The organism is Vreelandella mediterranea, from assembly GCF_970647075.1.
Genome location: NZ_OZ310198.1, coordinates 3,094,378 through 3,112,170, shown reverse-complemented (window position 1 = coordinate 3,112,170; position 17,793 = coordinate 3,094,378). Strand labels below are relative to the sequence as shown.

The following is a 17,793-nucleotide window of genomic DNA, read 5'->3' as shown; positions in this document are numbered from 1 at the left end:
GGAGGTGGCGATGGCCTTTACCCTGCAAGAGCAAGAACCCAAGCGCTACCGGCGCAAGGCGCGCATGATCAGCGTCGTGATGGTGGGTCAACTGATCATCTTTGGCATGCTGTTTTCACTGCTGCTGAGCTCGGCGCTGGGCAGCAGTATCTGGACCCACGGTTTAGGTATCCTGCTCGGGCTTTTGGCGACCAGCGCGCTCTTTGCCGGGCTCAAGGAGCGCCCCTGGATGGGCGAGATCAGCTACGTTTGGCAGCTCAAAAACCATCTTTCGCGCATCCAGGGCTACCAGGACTCGCTTACCCGCGCCGCCGACGAGGACAACCGCGCTGCGCTCGATATTTTGAGCTTCTATCACGAAGGGGTGGATCAGGTAGCCGCGCTTAACGACAAACAGCCGGATCCCGCGCGTTTGCAGCAAAAAGAGCGCGTGGTCGAGCGCCGTCAGGCGCTTGGCCTGCCGGATCGCGTGACGGTTTTTGATCCTCATGATCTGGGCGCTTTTACGCGCGACTAATACTCACTCAACTCCACTAAAAAAAGCGTTACAGGGAACATTCATGCTCGATTCGAAACCGCTCAAGGCGCTCGGCGCCGCTTGTTTGGGCCTTTGGCTTGCCGGCTGTGCGGCGCCGTCCGGCGGTCAGCCGCCAGGGGCGACAACGCAAAACGCCGCGCCGCTACTACCATCGTCGCTTTTTCCCGGCAGCGCCGAGCGCTTCACCGCCTGGTACTGCCAACCGGCCAACCAGCATCTGGTGGCCGCCGATAACGACCAGGCGCTGCGGCTATGGTCGCTCCACGGCGCCTGGCAGCTGCCCCGGGCCGTCGTTGCCAGCGGCGCACGTTATCAGGATGGCGACATAAGCGTTTGGGACCGCGGCGAAAAGGCGCTGGTCGAAACCCCGCGCGGCCAGCTCCAGTGCCAGAAAGCCGGGCAGCGCCAGGCGTTTACCCGCGCCGAGCACCCGGGGGTGATGTTTCTCGGCCAGGGCCAAAAGCCTGCCTGGCGCGTCTCGCTTGCCCACGACGAACCGGTCATTAGCCTGGCGACTCGGCCCGACCAGCCCGTCGAGCGCTTCCCTTATATGATTAGCGTGCTGGATAACGAGGCCGGCCGGGTGGTGCTTGAAAGCGCCGATGTCGAACCTTTCTTCAGAGTGCGCATCGACGCCGGCGCCTGCTTTGATCGCGTCAGTGACGAACCCTTTCCGGCCCGGGTAACGCTCACCTACCAGGGCGAGCAGTATAGCGGGTGCGGCCAGGGCATCGCGCCCAACTGACGCGGGCCTTACGTTATCGGCGCTGATCTAGCGACGACACGCCTGGGTTTCGCCTTCGACATGCCATTCGGGGGTGATGAAGTCACTTGCACAAAGCGCATTCTTGTCGCCCGCCACGCGGCGGGCCAGGCGTGTGAGCGCCCCAGCACTCAGGCCCCGCTCGGTGGGGCGCTGCTCGCTGACCGCCACCGGCACCCACTCGTCACCCTGAAGGGTGGCCAGGGTGAAGTTGAACGGGTGGAAGCCTGGAAAGCCCAGGCGTAGGTCGGTGGCGATCAGGGTCTCGTCACCTTCGATCGACTCAACCTCGTAGCGTAGAAAGGGCCCGCTGAACCAGGCCAGACGCTGGCCCAGCACGCTTGAAAGCGCCGCGTTTTCGAGCGGCTGCCGCTGGCGTTGAAAGGTCTCGATCATCGGCGGCTGATCGTCATCGAAAACGCTGACCAGCCCCTCGTAGTAGCGATCCCCCTCTACGGCCGTGGCCCGCCACAGCAAAATGTTGAACGGCGTGGGCTGAATCATCAGCGCGGCGTTTTCCAGGCCCCGCGCCTCGAGTTCCGGTGCCAGGCGCGCCTCGACGGACCACTTCATACCCGCGGCTATCAGCAAGTAGAGACTCGAAAGCAGCAGCCCCAGGGCGCAGTAGTGGGTGACCCGGCGGGTGAGGCATGCCGCAAAAAGCCCGCCCAACAGCGCCAGACTATAGAGAGGGTCGATAATGAACACGATCGGCCAGGCGGCGGGGGCTACCTCCAGCGGCCAGAGCAATTGGGTGCCGTAGGTAGTCAGCGCATCGAGCAGCGGATGGGTAATGAGCGCGAGCGTGAAAAAAAGCCACCAGCGACCAAGCGATGCTCGCCCTGGCAGAAAGCGCCAGCTTAGTAGCGCCAGCAGGCTGCCAAGCCCGGTTAGCACGAACAGCGAATGGCTAAAGCCGCGGTGTTCGGTCACGTTGAGAATGGCGTCGCCGTAGTCAAGGGCAACGTCCAGATCGGGCAGGGTGCCCAAAAGCGCGCCCACCAAAACGGCCTTGCGGCCAAGGCGGCGGCCCAGCACCGCCCCGCCGACAGCGGCGCCCAGGGCCGCTTGCGTAATCGAATCCACAACGTTTCCTTAACGGGTGTTAAAATCTTCGTAAGCGTAGCATTATACGTTTTTGTTTTCGCGTTGACTGGCTGTATTGGGGTTGTACAAAAAGCGTAAGGATTGCTGTCCCTGACCCTTCATCAATGACTCAATCGGGTCTATTCTATTTGCGTTAACGTTCTGTGACGCCGAGTGCTTTCAAAAAAGGGGATTTTATGCGGTTTTTACATACCATGGTGCGTATCAGCGATATCGACGCTTCGCTGCACTTCTACTGCGATCTTCTGGGCATGGAAGAAGTGCGCCGCAAGGAGAGCGAAAAGGGCCGCTTTACGCTGATTTTTTTGGCCGCGCCGGACGATACGCCTCGCGCCGAGCGCTTGAACGCCCCGGAGCTCGAGCTGACCTACAATTGGGATCCGGAAGAGTATGAGGGCGGGCGCAACTTCGGCCACCTGGCCTACCGGGTCGACGACATCTACGCGCTGTGCGAAAAGCTCCAGAACGCCGGCGTGACCATCAACCGCCCACCGCGGGATGGCAACATGGCGTTCGTGAAGTCACCAGATGGCATTTCCGTCGAGCTGCTCCAAAAAGGCGACGCCTTCGAGCCTGAAGAGCCCTGGGCTTCAATGGAAAACAGCGGCAGCTGGTAACACAGGGAGCGATTGGTGAAAAAATACCTTATTGGTGCGCTGGCCCTGGGCACGGCGCTGCTACTGGGCGGTTGCGCCAGCAGCCCGCCACCGCAGACCCAAAAGCCCGTTTCGCAAGGCGGCGCCGAGCTCTCCGGGGCGATCGTCGGCCCGCGCTGGAATCTGCTGCTGGTGGGCACCGACGAGCGCCTCTCCCTGCCGCAAACGGCGTTTTTCCAGATTCACCCGGATGGGCGTATCTCGGGCAACGACGGCTGCAATGATTTCAAAGGCGGCGTAAGCCTTGGCGAAAGCCAGCGCATCGAAGTGGGCGATCTTTCCACGACGCGGATGGGCTGCGACGAGCTTGAGGACGCTCTGCGCGTGACCGACATGCTCGAAACCGCCTACCGCTATCTGATCGACCACGACCGGGTCGTGTTCTTTGGCCCGGACAGCCGCGTGCTGGGCGGCTGGCGCAAGGCCAACTAAAAGGGAGAGCCGCGTGCCCAACGTGGACAAGCCGCTGTTGGAGGCGGTGTGGCAGATTGCGCTAAGCGCTTCGGATATCATTCTGACGGTGTATCGCCAGGAGATCACGGTGGCGTTAAAAGCCGACCAGAGCCCGGTCACCGAGGCCGATACCCGCGCCAACGCTGCCATCGTCGAAGCACTCGAGCACCTTACTCCAGAGGTGCCGGTGCTCTCCGAGGAGAGCGTGGCGCATTTCGAAGGCCCGGCGCCGGAGTGCACTTACTGGCTGGTCGACCCACTGGATGGCACTAAAGAGTTCATCAAGCGTAACGACGAGTTTACGGTGAATATCGCGCTGATTCACCGTGGCGCGCCGGTGCTCGGCGTGGTCGTGGCCCCGGCGCTGAACGTAAGCTACCTGGCGGCGCGCGGGCTTGGCGCCTTCAAGGCGCAGCAAGCGGGCACCTGGCAGCCCATTCGCAGCTGCGCCGCCGTGCCAGCGCAGGGCTATCGCGTACTCGGCAGCCGCTCGCATCAGGACCCGCGACTGAGTGCTTGGCTCGAGAGCCTGGGCGCGCACCGCATAACTCCGTTGGGAAGCTCGCTAAAAGCGTGCCTGATTGCCGAGGGGCGTGCCGACGTTTACCCGCGCTTCGGGCCGACCAGCCTTTGGGACACCGCCGCCGCTCAAGTCCTGGTCGAAGAGGCCGGTGGCTGCGTGGTCGACCAGGCGGGGGAGCCGCTTGGTTACCACACCCCCGAGCAGGTATTGAATCCGAGCTTTTTTGTCTGGGGCGCCCCGCTTGACAAGCGCTAGCAAGCCCCGCCCACGCGTGATAGACTACGCCATCCTCTCAGACAAGAGCGTTGAACGGGCAGTTTTTGAGCTGCGCGTTACACGTTTTGGCAAAGCGCAAAGTTTAGCCAAATCAATTGGTTGTTAAGGAAATGTCGCGATTGGGCTCATGCCCCGCGAAATTACATAGTTAATTCGTTGCCCTAAAGGCAACCTTTATTCTCCAAGGAGATACCAGTGGCGAACAGCAAGCAAGCTCGCAAGCGCGCCCGCCAGGCCGAGTCACGTCGCGTCCTGAAATCCAGCCAGCGCAGCATGGTCCGCACCTACGTCAAGCGTGTGATCAAAGCGATCAACACCGGCGACCATGGCAAGGCAATGGAAGAGTTCAAGGTGATGCAGCCGGTCGTTGACCGCATCGCCGACAAGGACGCGCTGTCCAAGAAAAAGGCCGCGCGCCTGAAAAGCCGCTTGAACAAGCGGATTAAAGCGCTGGCAGCGTAAGCCGGCAGCGTCTTGAAAAAACCGGCTGCGGCCGGTTTTTTTGTGCCTGGATAAATGCTCGAGCCCGACGGATGACGCGATGACACAGACCTCCCCCCAACACACAGCGGTGGCCAAACGCGGGCTAATGCGCTCGGGGCTGGTGGTCAGCGCCATGACCATGCTTTCACGCGTTATGGGGCTTGCGCGGGACGTCGTGGTCGCGACCTTCCTGGGTGCGGGTAACGGCGCGGATGCGTTTTTCGTTGCCTTCAAGATCCCCAATTTTCTACGCAGGCTGTTTGCCGAAGGCGCCTTTAACCAGGCCTTCGTGCCGGTGCTCTCGGAGTACTCCACCCAACGCACCCGCGAGGAGATCCGCGAGCTCTTGAATGCCGTGGCGGGCAGTTTGACCGCCATTTTGGCGCTGATTACAGCACTCGCCATGCTGAGCGCGCCCTGGCTCGTCTGGCTCTTCGCGCCGGGTTTTGGCCGCGATGACCCGGAAAAGCTCGCGCTCACCGCGGACATGCTGCGCCTTACCTTTCCGTATCTGCTACTGATTTCGCTGACCGCGTTTTCCGGAAGCGTGCTCAATACCTGGAACCGGTTCGCCGTGCCCGCCTTTACGCCGGTGCTGTTGAATTTGTCGCTGATTGGCGCGGCGCTTTTTCTGATGCCGTTGATGGAAGAGCCCGCCATGGCGCTGGCCTGGGGGGTACTGATCGCAGGCGCCGCCCAGCTCGCGTTTCAGGTGCCGTTTCTCTACCGGCTCGGGCTTTTGCCCACGCCCTGGCCAAACTTCGCCCACGAGGGCGTCAAACGTATTCTGAAACTGATGGGCCCGGCGCTTTTTGGCGTGTCGGTGTCGCAGATCAACCTGCTGCTGGATACGGTGCTGGCCTCGCTTTTGGCCGCGGGCAGCGTCTCCTGGCTCTACTATTCGGACCGTTTGGTGGAGCTTCCGCTGGGGGTATTCGGCGTGGCGATTGGCACGGTGATTTTGCCTGCGCTCTCCAAGCGCCACGCCGAGCAGTCCAGCGAACACTTCGCCAAAATGCTCGACTGGGCGATTCGCGTCGTGTTGCTTTTGGGGGTGCCAGCAGCCCTTGCGCTGGTGGTGCTCGCCGAGCCTTTTTTGATTACCCTGTTTCACTACGGCGCGATGACCGACAACGACATCCAGATGGCCTCGATGAGCCTGCGCGCTTACGCCGTAGGGCTGGTGGCCTTCATGCTGATCAAGGTGCTGGCGCCGGGCTTTTTTGCTCGTCAGGACACCAAAACGCCGGTCAAGGTGGGCATTTTCGCCATGCTCGCCAATATGGTCTTCAATCTTATGCTGATCTGGCCGCTGGCTCACGCGGGGCTGGCGCTGGCCACGGCGCTCTCGGCGTTTTTGAACGCCGGGCTTTTGGGCTATTTGCTCTACCGTGAGAAAGTGCTGGTGTTCCAGCCCGGCTGGGGGCGCTACGCGGTGCAGCTCATTGGCGGAAGCGCTCTGATGGGTACGGCACTTTATCTGGTGACACCGCCTTGGCAAGAGTGGCTGGACGTTGGCCTTTGGCAGCGAATCGGCTGGGTGTTCGGGCTGATCGCTCTGGGTGGCGGGCTCTACTTTGCCTGGCTGGGCGCCTGGGGGCTTAGGCTTCGCCACTTCAAACTGACGAGCTGATTTCGCCTTGGGCCCGCGCGCGTAATCTTGACTGCAGCTTCCCGGCGCGTTCGTTATAATCAAAGGCTTTCTTGTATTGATCCAGCCTTTACCCACGCTTAACGCTAGAGGGGCCATGCACGTTATACGAGGTCTGCACAATTTAACCGCGGATGAGCGCGGCTGCGTTGCCACCATCGGTAACTTCGACGGCGTGCACCGCGGCCATCAGGCGATCATGCAGCAGTGCCGCGAGCACGCGGCGCGCCTAGGCGTACCGCTGACGGTCGTGGTCTTCGAGCCTCAGCCCCGGGAGTATTTTGCCGGCGAGCAGGCCCCGCCGCGCTTGACAAGGCTGCGTGAAAAGGTGCGCTTACTTGGGCAGCACGGCGCCGAGCGCGTGCTTTGTCTGGCGTTCAACGACACCCTTAGAAGCCTGACCGGGCGCGAGTTCATCGACCAGGTGTTGATCGAGGGCCTGGGCGTCAAACACCTGGTGGTGGGCGACGACTTTCGCTTTGGCTGCGACCGGCGCGGTGACTTCGAGCTTTTAAAAGTCGTGGGTGACGAAGAAGGCTTCGCCGTGGAGCACACGCGCACCTTCACGCTGGAAGACGAGCGTGTGTCGAGTTCGCGGGTGCGCACCATGCTTGCCAGCGGTAATTTCGCCGCCGCGCGGCGTTTGCTGGGCCGGCCCTACTCGGTGTCCGGGCGGGTGGTGCGCGACCAGCAGCTGGGGCGCACCATCGGCGCGCCGACGGCGAATTTGCCGCTTCTGCCCCAGCCGCTGACGCTTCGCGGCGTGTTCGCGGTGGTGGCCGAGCTCGAGGACGGCACCTGCTACCCGGGGGTGGCCAACGTCGGCTTTCGTCCAACGGTGGGCGCCAAGCGGCCGACCCTCGAGGTGCACCTTTATGATTTTAGCGGCGACCTTTATGGCCAGCGGCTTTCGGTGTACCCCTGCGTGCGGCTACGCGGGGAGGTAAAGTTCGACGACTTCGCAGCACTCAAAGCGCAGATTCAGCGCGACCAGGAGCGGGGCCGGTACTATTTTGCCCCGTCCCAGGCAGGCCTTACAGAGACTGCCTCGACGACGGACACCCCGACGGAGTTTGCTTCAACGGATTCCGTCTTACCGGATTTCACATCACACGCATCCAGAGCGGCCTTTGAAGGCGACGCGCTGGATGTTTGGCTGGCTTCGGCCCCGCTTGGGCGAGAAGCCGCTTCTTCTGATTTCTCTTCGGCGGACGACGCCGATGCTAACGACGGCTGACCGGACCTATGGACTACAAGCAAACGCTCAATCTGCCTGAAACCGACTTCCCCATGCGCGGCATGCTGCCCAAGCAGGAGCCGGGTCGGGTTTCCAAATGGCAGGATATGGACCTTTACCAGCGCCTGCGCGATGCCCGCGCCGGCGCGCCGATTTTCGTGCTGCACGATGGCCCTCCCTACGCCAACGGCAGCATCCATATCGGTCACGCCGTCAATAAGATCCTCAAGGACATCATCGTCAAGTCCAAGAACCTGGCCGGGTTCGACGCCCCTTACGTGCCGGGCTGGGACTGCCATGGCCTGCCGATCGAGCACAAGGTGGAAACCACCCACGGCAAACACCTGTCGCCGGAAAAAGCTCGCGAACTCTGCCGCGAGTACGCCGGTGCCCAGATCGAAACCCAGCTCACCGATTTCGTGCGCCTGGGCGTGATCGGCGACTGGCACCATCCTTACCGCTCGATGGATTTCGTCAATGAGGCCGGCGAGATCCGGGCGCTGGCCGACATGGTCGACGCGGGGTACGTCTTCAAGGGGCTGAAGCCGGTCAACTGGTGCTTCGACTGCGCCTCCGCCTTGGCCGAGGCCGAAGTGGAGTACCAGGACAAGAAGTCCGACGCCATCGACGTCGCCTTCCCGGTCGAAGACGCCGACAAGCTGGCCACGGCCTTCGGTTTGGATTCGCTTTCAAAGCCCGCCGCCGTGGTCATCTGGACCACCACGCCCTGGACCATCCCGGCCAACCAAGCGCTGAACGTCCACCCCGAGTTCACCTACGCGCTGGTCGACACCGGCGAGCGGCTTTTGCTGCTCGCCGAAGAGCTGGTCGAGAGCTGTCTGGAGCGTTTCGGCCTGCAAGGCGAAGTCATCGCCACCGCGAAAGGGGCGTCGCTTGAGCTGATCAACTTCCGCCATCCGCTTTATGATCGCCTGTCGCCGGTGTATCTGGCGGACTACGTCGAGAGTGAAGTCGGCAGCACCGGTATCGTTCACTCCGCGCCGTCTTACGGCGTGGATGACTTCAACACCTGCCGCGATTACGGCATGAGTTTTGACGATATGCTTAACCCGGTGCAGAGCAACGGCGTCTACGTCGATGCCCTCGAGATGTTCGGCGGGCAGATGATCTGGAAAGCGAACCCGAACATCGTCGCCGCACTCGATGAGGCCGGCGCGCTGATGGCGCACAAGCCGATCACCCACAGCTACATGCACTGCTGGCGCCACAAGACGCCGGTGATCTACCGCGCCACGGCCCAGTGGTTCGTGGGCATGGATATCGAAGGCCGTGACGGCAAGACCCTTCGCCAGAAAGCCCTCGAGGGGATCGATGCTACCGCCTTCACTCCCAGCTGGGGCCAGGCGCGACTGCACAGCATGATCGCCAACCGCCCGGACTGGTGCATCTCGCGCCAGCGTAACTGGGGCGTGCCGATTCCGTTTTTCCTGCACAAGCAGACCGGCGAGCTGCACCCGCGCACCGTCGAGCTGATGGAAGAAGCCGCCAAGCGCGTGGAAGAGGGCGGCATCGACGCCTGGTTCAGCCTCGAGGCCGCCGAGCTTCTGGGTAGTGAGGCCGGCGACTATGACAAGATCTCCGACACCCTGGATGTGTGGTTCGACTCCGGCACCACTCACCGCCACGTGCTCCGGGGCTCGCACCCCCACGGCCACGAGTCCGGCCCGCGGGCGGATCTGTACCTGGAAGGCTCGGATCAGCACCGCGGTTGGTTCCACTCGTCGCTCTTGACCGGCTCGGCGATCGACGGCCACCCGCCGTACCGCCAGCTTCTGACCCACGGCTTCACCGTGGACGCCCAAGGGCGCAAGATGTCCAAGTCGATCGGCAACGTGGTTGCCCCGCAAACGGTGATGGACAAGCTCGGCGCCGACATTCTGCGCCTGTGGACCGCCTCGACGGACTACTCCGGCGAAATGGCGGTGTCTGATGAGATATTGAAGCGCACCGCCGATGTCTACCGGCGTATACGTAATACCGCACGCTTTTTGCTGGGCAACCTGACCGGCTTCGAGCCAAACCGCGACATGGTCGCCTTTGACGACATGATTGCGTTGGATCGTTGGATCGTGGATCGCACCGCGCAGCTTCAGGGGCGTATCCAGACGGCGTTTGATGAGTACCGTTTCCGCGACGTTTACCAGCAGGTGCACGACTTCTGCGCCCGGGACTTGGGCGGCTTCTACTTGGATATCATCAAGGACCGCCAGTACACCACCCAGGCGGATTCGCTGGCCCGGCGTAGCTGCCAGAGCGCGCTTTATCACGTAATCGAAGCGCTCGCCCGCTGGGTCGCGCCGATTCTCTCCTTCACCGCCGAAGAAATTTTCGAGCACATCCCCGGCGAGCGCGGCGATAGCGTGCTGCTCGAGACCTATTACGAAGGACTGGCGGCGCTTAACGACGACGCGCCGATGGGCCGGGCGTTCTGGGAGCAGGTCATGGAGGTCAAGCACGCGGTCAACAAGCGTCTGGAAGAGGCGCGGGGCGAAGGCACCATCAAGGGGTCGCTGGATAGCGAAGCGACGCTTTATGTCAGCGACGAATTCCGTACGCTGCTGGAAAGCCTGGGCGACGAGCTGCGCTTCGTGCTGATCACCTCCGAGGCCACGCTCAAACCGCTGGAGGAAGCCGACGCCAGCGCCCACAGCGAGCTCGATGGGCTGAAAGTCGCTGTGATACCGAGCCCGTATGAGAAGTGCGAGCGTAGCTGGGAGCGCCGCCCGGACGTAGGCAGCCATCCAGAGCACCCGACCCTTTGCGAGCGCTCGATTCTGAACCTGCCGGATGGCCCGGGCGAGGTCCGCCGCTATGCCTGAGGCCGCGCCGAAGGCGCCGCTTGCAAGCCCACCGCCCATGCACCGCCCGCTACGCTGGCTGTGGCTGGCGGTGGCGGTCATCGCGCTGGACCTGGCGAGCAAGTACGCGATGAGTCATCTGCTCGACTATAATCAGCCGTTACGCGTGCTGCCCTTTTTCGATTTGCGTTTGATGCATAACTTTGGGGCGGCCTTCAGTTTTTTGGCCAACCACCCTGGCTGGCAGCGCTGGTTCTTTGCCCTTATCGCCGTGGGTGCGAGTGTGGGGCTGACGATCTGGCTTTCGCGCATCCGCCGGGACGAGAGGCTTTTGGCCGTAGCGCTTCCCTTGATCATCGGCGGGGCGCTGGGCAATCTGTATGATCGCCTGATCCACGGTTACGTGGTGGACTTTTTGTCCTTTCACGTGGCGGGCTGGTACTACCCGGCGTTCAACGTGGCGGATATGGGCATCGTGATCGGCGCCGCCCTGCTAATCTGGGAATCAATCATGGGCGATCGGCGACGCAAGAAAGCCGCGTTACACGAAAGCAGCCAATAGCGAGAAGCGTATGGACTATGTCATCGACGAGGGTATGGACATTACCCTGCATTTCACCCTGAAACTCGAAGACGGTACGGTGGTGGACTCGACCAAAGAGAAAGCGCCGGCGAGTTTCACCTTTGGCGACGGCAACCTGCCGCCGGGTTTCGAGTATCCCATCAAGGGATTGGCGCCGGGCCAGCAGGGTACGTTCGATATCACCCCGGAGCACGCCTTCGGCCAGCACAACGAGCAAAACATTCAAACGCTCAAGCGCGCGGACTTCGGCGACGAAGAGCCGGAAATCGGCATGGTGATGTCCTTTGCCGACAAGGCGGGCACCGAGCTTCCCGGCGTGGTCAAGACCATTGACGGCGACCGGATCGAGGTGGACTTCAATCACCCCCTCGCCGGGCGTACACTGACCTTCGAGGTCGAGGTGCTCGACGTCAAGCCGATGACCACGCACTAAAGTGCGCTTGCGCCGGGCTTGTTATACAACTGACACGGTTTAACGCTTTAATCGAAAAGCGGGAAACGCCCGTCAATAGAACAAGCCGGGCGCGGCGCTGTCCGTAAGGGCATGCCCTTGGCGTCACCTTTCGAGCACCCGGGCTTTTATTCACTAGCGATGCGCTCACGCATCAAGGCGCTATTATGAACGCACCCCAAACCGAGCTTTCAGAACCGACGCAGCCGGTCACGATTCAACTGGCCAACCCCCGCGGCTTTTGTGCCGGAGTGGACCGCGCCATCGATATCGTCAACCGCGCCCTGGACGTTTTCGGCCCGCCGGTCTACGTGCGCCACGAAGTGGTCCACAATAAATTCGTCGTGGATTCGCTTCGTGAGCGCGGCGCGGTGTTCGTCGAAGAGCTCGACGAGGTGCCGGACGACGTCATCGTGATCTTTTCCGCCCACGGGGTTTCCCAGGCCGTGCAGGAAGACGCCGACCAGCGCGGGCTCAAGGTGTTCGACGCGACCTGCCCGCTGGTGACCAAGGTGCATATGGAAGTGCTGCGCTACGCCAAGCGCGGCCAGGAGTGCATCCTGATCGGCCACGAAGGCCATCCGGAAGTCGAGGGCACCATGGGCCGCTACGACACCTCCTTTGGCGGGCGTATCTATCTGGTCGAGGATGAAGAAGACGTAGCCAATCTCGAAGTGAGCGACCCGGCGACGCTCTCCTTCGTGACGCAAACCACGCTCTCGATGGACGATACGGCCAAGGTGATCGACGCCCTGCGGGATAAATTCCCCGAGATTCAGGGCCCGCGCAAAAACGACATCTGCTACGCCACCCAAAACCGCCAGGATGCGGTGCGGGACCTGGCCGCCGAAAACGATCTGATCCTCGTGGTCGGAAGCCCCAATAGCTCCAACTCCAACCGCCTGCGCGAGCTCTCCGAGCGCATCGGCACGCCGGCGTATCTCATCGATAACGCCGAGCAGATCGAAAGCCACTGGCTCGATAACGTTTCACGCATCGGCGTGACCGCCGGCGCCAGCGCCCCGGAAGTGCTGGTCAAAGGGGTCATCGACCGGCTCAAATCCCTGGGCGCGACCGACCCAAGCGAACTTGCCGGGCGCGAAGAGAACATTACTTTTTCCATGCCTAAAGAGCTTCGCGACCAGGTCATCGCAAGCAGCTAATGCAATCGGTACGCAGTTTCGCCATACTCAGGGTATGGGCTAATTAAAACGAGGCGTACCGAGTGGCTAACTTCCTGGATCACCGCGCGGGTGCATCGACGCACCAGCGCGGCTTCACTCTCATCGAAATGCTCATCGTCGCGGCCATCATTGGCCTGCTGGCGGGCATCGCCTACCCGGGCTACCAGCGCTACGTCGAAAACGCGGTACGTACCGACGGTAAGGCGGGTTTACTCAACGCCGCCGCCGAGCTCGAGCGCTGCTACTCACGTAACTACAGCTATGAAAACGGCTGCTCCATTACCGAGTCCTCGCCGGATGGCCACTATGCGCTGACGTTCGAACCCAACGAGGAGCAAGGCGGCTTTTTAATCTCGGCCAACACCTCACGCGATGACGGCTGCGATAACCCGCTTACCCTGAATGCGCTCGGCGAGCGCCGCCCCGAGGAGTGCTGGTAATGGTTGACCAGCGCGGCTTCTCCCTGGTGGAGGCGCTGGTCGCGCTGCTGATTCTATCGATCGGCTTGATCGGCATGGGGGCGCTACAGCTAAAGGCGCTGCAAAGCGCAAGCGAGGGCTACCAGCGTACGCTGGCAAGCGTTGCCGTGTTGGATGCCCAGGAGCGGCTTTGGGCGGCGTATCAGGCCAGCCCGCGCTGCGCCGGTCGCAAACTCGAAGGCGTCGAGCGCGCCTGGCAGCGCCACTGGTTTACGGATAGCGGGGCAGTGCTTGAACAGGCGTCCGGCGATATTCAGCGCCAAGGCTGTGGGTTCGTCATCACCGTCACGCACGCGTCTTTGGCTAACGCGAAGTACCGGTTTTTGCTGCCGGGCGAGCTATAGGAGGGCACGATGGGCAGACAGCGGGGCTTCACACTTAGCGAGCTTTTGGTCGCCCTGACCCTGGGCAGTCTTTTGGTGATCGGTGCCGGGCAACTGCTCCTCTCAAGCTTTCATACCTTCGAGCAGGTCGACCGACTGGGCCGCCAACAGGAGACGCTGGTGTATACCGCAACGACACTCGCCAGCCGGCTAAGGCGCGAGGGTGGCGTTAACGGCCAGGCAGAGGCGCTATTTCACCTGACCTGCCGCGCAACGTCCAGCGAGTGCCGCTGCACGGTACAGGACACCACCGAGGCCCAGCCGCTGGTGTCGTTCGAAAGGCTCGGCGAAAGCGCCTGCCCGCGGGACGAGCCCTTGGGCGAACCGGTGGGCGACGGCGCGCTTCGCATTGCGCTGCCGCTGGGGCCCAAGGGCCAAGACATCGCCTTTCACATTACCCCGCGCCAACGTGTGTTAGCCCGCGATGATTTGGCACCCTGAGGTCTCCCCCGAACGGCCGGCCCGCCAGCAAGGGGCGGCGCTGGCCGTGGTCATGGTGGTGCTGGCAAGCGCTTTGATGCTCGGCATCGTCGGGGTGCAGTCGGCGCTCATCGACCAGCGCCAGGCGGCCAACTACCGCGCCGCGCTAAAGGCGCAAATGCGCGCAGAAACCGCCGCCGTCGAAGCACTCTCCACGTTCGATACGCTTGACTGGGAGAACGCCCCAACTCTCGCCCCCGACCAGCGCCTACGCTTCCCCGTTTTCTCCCAAAAGCCTGGCGCCGTTCACCGCTGCCGCGCCCGCAGCTGTGTTTATCTTCCCGTTATTCGCAACGACGAGCACTGGGTGATGGCGCTAGGCGTGGTCTACGCACACGACGACGCCCGCGCGTCACTGATCGCGCACAGCGAGCCGGTTTTTGTGCGCGTGGAAGGGGACGAAGGAGCGGGGCAGAGGCGTTGGGAGTAGTAGGGAGAGACAAATTGCGCGCCCATAAAAAAACCCCTTCACAAGGAAGGGGTTTTTTTATGCGGCAAGCATTGAGGCAATGCTTAGCCTTCGATCGGCGCACGCCAGTCGTCGGAACCCGAGGTGCCGGCAACGGTGTGTTCCCAATCGATTTTACGATATGCCAGTGACACGTCCATCAGCTGAGTGAACTCGGACTTCTGGATGTCCTGGGCGTGGGGCATACGCAGGTTGATATCGACGATGGTGGCATCGGTCAGCGAGGTGGTGAAGAAGTGCTCCTGCTTACCTTCGACCGAGGTGCGGTACCACTTAAGCTCTACGGTGGGCAGCATTTCGCCGGAGGCCAAGGCGTTGTACATCAGCGGCACGGCTTTGTTCAGCGCGACGGTGAATACGAACGGCTTGTGGGCGCGCTGGCCGGAGGGCTGACCGGACTGCGGGTCGGTGGGCACCGTGACGACGTGCTTGAATTCCTGGACCAGCATTTCATCTTCGTGACCTTCGACATAGATGTTGCCGACGGAGTCCGGTGTGAAGGCGCCGGCTGTGATGTTGCCCTGAGTCTGGCCTTCGATGCTGATATAACATGGAGTTGGCATAAATAGCTCCTCGATCAAGCGTTGCGATAAGGGTACGAATACCCGGTGAACACTATTTACTAAGGCAAGCCGTATGCCATCTAAAAAATCGCCCTTCTAATCAAGCTCTTATAAAAATATTAAAATTTTATGAAAGTGTGCCTGGGCCGAGACTTGCCCGAAAGCAGGCAAGCACTTGCCTGCGGGGCAACAAGTTGCTTGAAATTCAGCAGGCCGAGTTGATTATAACGTTTAATTAGTCAAAGCCAGGCAAAGAAGCGCTCCACAGCGGCGAAAAGGCTCATTGAAGTGAGGCTTCGGGGGTGAAAAAGTGGCCAGCCTAACCATCACTTGGCACCAAGGCCACCCGGATTGAGATTTTAGGTTGAGAAAATCAGGATTTTATTTGTAAGACATTATCGTCTTGTTGTGTAAGAGATATCTTACATTGATTTTTTATAAATTAATTTATATTAGATGGTCGGCTAAATTCTACAAAATTGTGCCAATTGTCGCGCAAATTCAGAGTGAAAAAGTTTCCTTTACGACGCCACTTCCTGAGTGTTTAAAAATGGCGCATTGGCACCGTTCAAGCGAATTCGTTAACTTGCGTTAATTGAGAATTATTAACGTAAACGTTCGATTTTCTCGCTTTCAGGACGCATCCAATGGCTAAACAAGGCACCGTCGCGCCGAAAGAGCGCATCAATATCAAATACGTTCCGGCCACCGGCGACCAGCAGGCGGATACCGAGCTTCCGCTCAAACTGCTGGTAGTAGGCGACTTCAAGGGCGGCGAAGAAGAGACGCCCATCGAAGAGCGCCAATCCGTATCGGTGGACAAGAACAACTTTCAGTCGGTCATGCGCGAAGCCGATTTGTCCCTGCAAACCTCGGTGGCCAATCGCCTCGAAGAGGGCGAGGACGCCGGCGATATGGCCGTTAATCTTTCCTTTAAGTCTCTTGAAGACTTCTCGCCGGACTCGCTCGCCAAACAGGTGCCGGAGCTTCGCAAGCTGGTCGAGCTGCGCGAAGCGCTGGTAGCGCTGAAAGGCCCGCTGGGCAACGTACCCGCTTTCCGGGATCGTTTGCAAAAACTGCTGGAAAACGACGAAGCGCGCCAGCAGCTTCTCAATGAATTGGAGTTAATGGATACCGAGCGCCCTAACGAGTAACCCCGGCCCGTGTATCAATTTGCTAACCCCAATAGTGCGAGACGAAACGATGAGCAAGACGGTTAAAGATCAGTCCCAAACGGTTCAGACAGAGACAGAAGAGGCGTCGCTGCTGGACCAGGTCATGGCGCAAACCCGCATGGCCCCGGCCGATGAAGGCTACGATGTGGCCAAGCAAGGGGTTGCCGCCTTTATTTCCCAGCTGTTGGCGGATGACAACGCAGCGCCCAAGGTGAACAAGTCGATCGTGGACAACATGATCGTCGAGCTCGATCGCAAGATCAGCCATCAAGTGGACGAAGTGCTGCATAACCAGGAGTTTCAGCAGCTCGAGTCCGCGTGGCGAGGTTTGAAGCTTCTGGTCGACCGCACCGACTTTCGCGAAAACATCAAGCTCGATGTGCTGCACGCCACCAAGCAGGAGCTTCTGGAAGATTTCGAATTCGCCCCGGAAGTCAGCCAGAGCGGTCTTTATCATCACGTCTATAACGCCGGGTATGGCCAGTTCGGCGGTGAGCCCGTTGCCGGGATCATCGGCCACTACGACTTCTCGCCTTCCACGCCGGACATGAAGCTTTTGCAGTACACCTCGGCGGTCGGCGCGATGGCGCACGCGCCCTTCATGTCGTCGGTGGCGCCTTCGTTCTTCGGCGTCGACAGCTTCGAAGAGCTGCCCAACATCAAGGATCTCAAAGCGATCTTCGAAGGGCCGAAATACGCCCGCTGGCGCAGTCTGCGCGAGTCCGAAGATGCGCGCTATCTGGGCCTGACCGCGCCGCGCTTTTTGCTGCGCACGCCCTATGATCCGATCGAAAACCCGGTCAAGACCTTCAACTACCGCGAAACGGTCAGCGAGAACCACGAGCACTACCTTTGGGGTAACACCGCTTACCTGCTCGCCGAGCGTTTGACCGACAGCTTCGCCAAGTACCGTTGGTGCCCGAACATCATCGGCCCGCAAAGCGGCGGCGCGGTGGAAAACCTGCCGGTGCATACCTACGAGGCCTTCGGCCAGCTTCAGGCAAAAATTCCGACCGAGGTGTTGATCACCGACCGGCGCGAGTTCGAGATGGCCGAAGAGGGCTTCATCTCGCTGACCATGCGCAAGGGCAGCGACAACGCCGCGTTCTTCTCGGCCAACTCGGTGCAAAAGCCCAAGGTGTTCCCGAACACTACCGAAGGCAAGGCCGCGGAGACCAACTTCAAACTGGGCACCCAACTGCCTTATATGTTCATCATCAACCGCCTGGCGCACTACGTGAAGGTGCTTCAGCGCGAGCAGATCGGTTCCTGGAAAGAGCGCCAGGACCTGGAGCGCGAGCTCAACGCCTGGATTCGCCAGTACGTAGCCGACCAGGAAAATCCGCCTTCCGATGTACGTAGCCGCCGCCCGCTGCGCGCCGCCTCGATCCAGGTCTCGGATGTCGAAGGCGAGCCGGGCTGGTACCAGGTATCGATGTCGGTACGTCCGCACTTCAAGTACATGGGCGCGAACTTCGAACTCTCCCTGGTCGGGCGTCTCGACAAGGAATAAGGGAAGT

Annotated in this window: 20 protein-coding genes; 18 read left to right on the top strand and 2 right to left on the bottom strand. The window is 61.0% G+C overall.

The genetic code is table 11. The features are described 5' to 3' along the window. The first annotated feature begins 10 nt into the window (after window positions 1–10). Together ACWFVE_RS14340 and ACWFVE_RS14335 are read left to right on the top strand one after the other, a co-directional pair. Window positions 11–517: a DUF3087 family protein gene (locus tag ACWFVE_RS14340; protein WP_447529941.1), complete on the top strand. Its 507-nt coding sequence runs from the start codon at window positions 11–13 to the stop codon at window positions 515–517. Between the two features lie 43 nt (window positions 518–560). After that, window positions 561–1,283, top strand: a complete 723-nt coding sequence (locus tag ACWFVE_RS14335; protein WP_447529940.1) for an MliC family protein — start codon at window positions 561–563, stop codon at window positions 1,281–1,283. Window positions 1,284–1,310: 27 nt separating this feature from the next. Here ACWFVE_RS14335 and ACWFVE_RS14330 read toward each other — a convergent pair whose 3' ends face one another. Then, complete coding sequence (locus ACWFVE_RS14330; protein WP_447529939.1) at window positions 1,311–2,387, bottom strand: metal-dependent hydrolase; 1,077 nt, start codon at window positions 2,385–2,387, stop codon at window positions 1,311–1,313. A 197-nt stretch (window positions 2,388–2,584) separates the two neighbouring features. On the opposite strand from ACWFVE_RS14330, the gene gloA reads away from it, so the two are divergent. The 14 genes from gloA (at window position 2,585) to ACWFVE_RS14260 (ending at window position 14,496) form a co-directional block, all read left to right on the top strand. After that, window positions 2,585–3,025 carry a lactoylglutathione lyase gene (gene gloA / locus ACWFVE_RS14325; RefSeq protein ID WP_447529938.1) on the top strand — a complete coding sequence of 147 codons (441 nt, stop codon included), beginning with the start codon at window positions 2,585–2,587 and terminating at the stop codon, window positions 3,023–3,025. A gap of 15 nt (window positions 3,026–3,040) precedes the next feature. Next, on the top strand, window positions 3,041–3,496 hold the full coding sequence (locus tag ACWFVE_RS14320) for an META domain-containing protein (protein ID WP_447529937.1): 456 nt from the start codon (window positions 3,041–3,043) through the stop codon (window positions 3,494–3,496). A 13-nt stretch (window positions 3,497–3,509) separates the two neighbouring features. Then, a complete protein-coding gene (gene cysQ / locus ACWFVE_RS14315; RefSeq protein WP_447529936.1) occupies window positions 3,510–4,295 on the top strand; it encodes a 3'(2'),5'-bisphosphate nucleotidase CysQ in 786 nt (261 codons plus the stop codon). A gap of 216 nt (window positions 4,296–4,511) precedes the next feature. Further along, window positions 4,512–4,778: a 30S ribosomal protein S20 gene (gene rpsT / locus ACWFVE_RS14310; protein ID WP_447529935.1), complete on the top strand. Its 267-nt coding sequence runs from the start codon at window positions 4,512–4,514 to the stop codon at window positions 4,776–4,778. Between the two features lie 79 nt (window positions 4,779–4,857). Next, window positions 4,858–6,432, top strand: a complete 1,575-nt coding sequence (gene murJ / locus ACWFVE_RS14305; RefSeq protein ID WP_447529934.1) for a murein biosynthesis integral membrane protein MurJ — start codon at window positions 4,858–4,860, stop codon at window positions 6,430–6,432. 115 nt (window positions 6,433–6,547) lie between these two features. Continuing rightward, window positions 6,548–7,687 (top strand): bifunctional riboflavin kinase/FAD synthetase, encoded by a 1,140-nt coding sequence (ribF, locus tag ACWFVE_RS14300; RefSeq protein WP_447529933.1) that lies wholly within the window; start codon window positions 6,548–6,550, stop codon window positions 7,685–7,687. 8 nt (window positions 7,688–7,695) lie between these two features. Beyond that, on the top strand, window positions 7,696–10,527 hold the full coding sequence (gene ileS / locus ACWFVE_RS14295) for an isoleucine--tRNA ligase (protein ID WP_447529932.1): 2,832 nt from the start codon (window positions 7,696–7,698) through the stop codon (window positions 10,525–10,527). Next, window positions 10,520–11,068 (top strand): signal peptidase II, encoded by a 549-nt coding sequence (gene lspA, locus ACWFVE_RS14290; protein WP_447529931.1) that lies wholly within the window; start codon window positions 10,520–10,522, stop codon window positions 11,066–11,068. The genes ileS and lspA overlap by 8 nt, the downstream gene beginning before the upstream one ends. A 10-nt stretch (window positions 11,069–11,078) precedes the next feature. Further along, a complete protein-coding gene (gene fkpB, locus ACWFVE_RS14285; protein ID WP_447529930.1) occupies window positions 11,079–11,522 on the top strand; it encodes an FKBP-type peptidyl-prolyl cis-trans isomerase in 444 nt (147 codons plus the stop codon). A 185-nt stretch (window positions 11,523–11,707) separates the two neighbouring features. Next, window positions 11,708–12,703 carry a 4-hydroxy-3-methylbut-2-enyl diphosphate reductase gene (gene ispH / locus ACWFVE_RS14280; protein ID WP_447529929.1) on the top strand — a complete coding sequence of 332 codons (996 nt, stop codon included), beginning with the start codon at window positions 11,708–11,710 and terminating at the stop codon, window positions 12,701–12,703. A gap of 62 nt (window positions 12,704–12,765) precedes the next feature. Then, a complete protein-coding gene (locus tag ACWFVE_RS14275) occupies window positions 12,766–13,164 on the top strand; it encodes a type IV pilin protein (RefSeq protein ID WP_447529928.1) in 399 nt (132 codons plus the stop codon). Continuing rightward, window positions 13,164–13,547, top strand: coding sequence for a type IV pilus modification protein PilV (gene pilV / locus ACWFVE_RS14270; RefSeq protein ID WP_447529927.1), 384 nt, complete (start codon window positions 13,164–13,166; stop codon window positions 13,545–13,547). The genes ACWFVE_RS14275 and pilV overlap by 1 nt, the downstream gene beginning before the upstream one ends. A 9-nt stretch (window positions 13,548–13,556) precedes the next feature. Next, a complete protein-coding gene (locus ACWFVE_RS14265; protein WP_447529926.1) occupies window positions 13,557–14,027 on the top strand; it encodes a PilW family protein in 471 nt (156 codons plus the stop codon). After that, window positions 14,011–14,496, top strand: a complete 486-nt coding sequence (locus ACWFVE_RS14260) for a pilus assembly PilX family protein (RefSeq protein ID WP_447529925.1) — start codon at window positions 14,011–14,013, stop codon at window positions 14,494–14,496. Before ACWFVE_RS14265 ends, ACWFVE_RS14260 begins: the two co-directional genes overlap by 17 nt. 83 nt (window positions 14,497–14,579) lie before the next feature. Here ACWFVE_RS14260 and ACWFVE_RS14255 read toward each other — a convergent pair whose 3' ends face one another. Then, a complete protein-coding gene (locus ACWFVE_RS14255) occupies window positions 14,580–15,098 on the bottom strand; it encodes an Hcp family type VI secretion system effector (RefSeq protein WP_447529924.1) in 519 nt (172 codons plus the stop codon). Window positions 15,099–15,745: 647 nt separating this feature from the next. On the opposite strand from ACWFVE_RS14255, the gene tssB reads away from it, so the two are divergent. Together tssB and tssC are read left to right on the top strand one after the other, a co-directional pair. Then, entirely contained in the window at window positions 15,746–16,252 is a 507-nt protein-coding gene (gene tssB / locus ACWFVE_RS14250) for a type VI secretion system contractile sheath small subunit (protein ID WP_447529923.1), read from the top strand. Window positions 16,253–16,301: 49 nt separating this feature from the next. Further along, window positions 16,302–17,786 carry a type VI secretion system contractile sheath large subunit gene (gene tssC / locus ACWFVE_RS14245; RefSeq protein ID WP_447529922.1) on the top strand — a complete coding sequence of 495 codons (1,485 nt, stop codon included), beginning with the start codon at window positions 16,302–16,304 and terminating at the stop codon, window positions 17,784–17,786. The last annotated feature ends 7 nt before the right edge of the window (window positions 17,787–17,793 follow it).

Excerpts from the sequence above, each read along its gene's own strand:
- fkpB (WP_447529930.1), top strand. The coding sequence starts at position 11,079 with ATGGACTATGTCATCGACGAGGGTATGGACATTACCCTGCATTTCACC.
- pilV (WP_447529927.1), top strand. The coding sequence starts at position 13,164 with ATGGTTGACCAGCGCGGCTTCTCCCTGGTGGAGGCGCTGGTCGCGCTG.
- murJ (WP_447529934.1), top strand. The coding sequence starts at position 4,858 with ATGACACAGACCTCCCCCCAACACACAGCGGTGGCCAAACGCGGGCTA.
- tssB (WP_447529923.1), top strand. The coding sequence starts at position 15,746 with ATGGCTAAACAAGGCACCGTCGCGCCGAAAGAGCGCATCAATATCAAA.
- ACWFVE_RS14260 (WP_447529925.1), top strand. The coding sequence starts at position 14,011 with ATGATTTGGCACCCTGAGGTCTCCCCCGAACGGCCGGCCCGCCAGCAA.
- ACWFVE_RS14265 (WP_447529926.1), top strand. The coding sequence starts at position 13,557 with ATGGGCAGACAGCGGGGCTTCACACTTAGCGAGCTTTTGGTCGCCCTG.
- ribF (WP_447529933.1), top strand. The coding sequence starts at position 6,548 with ATGCACGTTATACGAGGTCTGCACAATTTAACCGCGGATGAGCGCGGC.
- ACWFVE_RS14255 (WP_447529924.1), bottom strand. The coding sequence starts at position 15,098 with ATGCCAACTCCATGTTATATCAGCATCGAAGGCCAGACTCAGGGCAAC.
- ACWFVE_RS14340 (WP_447529941.1), top strand. The coding sequence starts at position 11 with ATGGCCTTTACCCTGCAAGAGCAAGAACCCAAGCGCTACCGGCGCAAG.
- ispH (WP_447529929.1), top strand. The coding sequence starts at position 11,708 with ATGAACGCACCCCAAACCGAGCTTTCAGAACCGACGCAGCCGGTCACG.
- ileS (WP_447529932.1), top strand. The coding sequence starts at position 7,696 with ATGGACTACAAGCAAACGCTCAATCTGCCTGAAACCGACTTCCCCATG.
- lspA (WP_447529931.1), top strand. The coding sequence starts at position 10,520 with ATGCCTGAGGCCGCGCCGAAGGCGCCGCTTGCAAGCCCACCGCCCATG.
- gloA (WP_447529938.1), top strand. The coding sequence starts at position 2,585 with ATGCGGTTTTTACATACCATGGTGCGTATCAGCGATATCGACGCTTCG.
- ACWFVE_RS14335 (WP_447529940.1), top strand. The coding sequence starts at position 561 with ATGCTCGATTCGAAACCGCTCAAGGCGCTCGGCGCCGCTTGTTTGGGC.
- tssC (WP_447529922.1), top strand. The coding sequence starts at position 16,302 with ATGAGCAAGACGGTTAAAGATCAGTCCCAAACGGTTCAGACAGAGACA.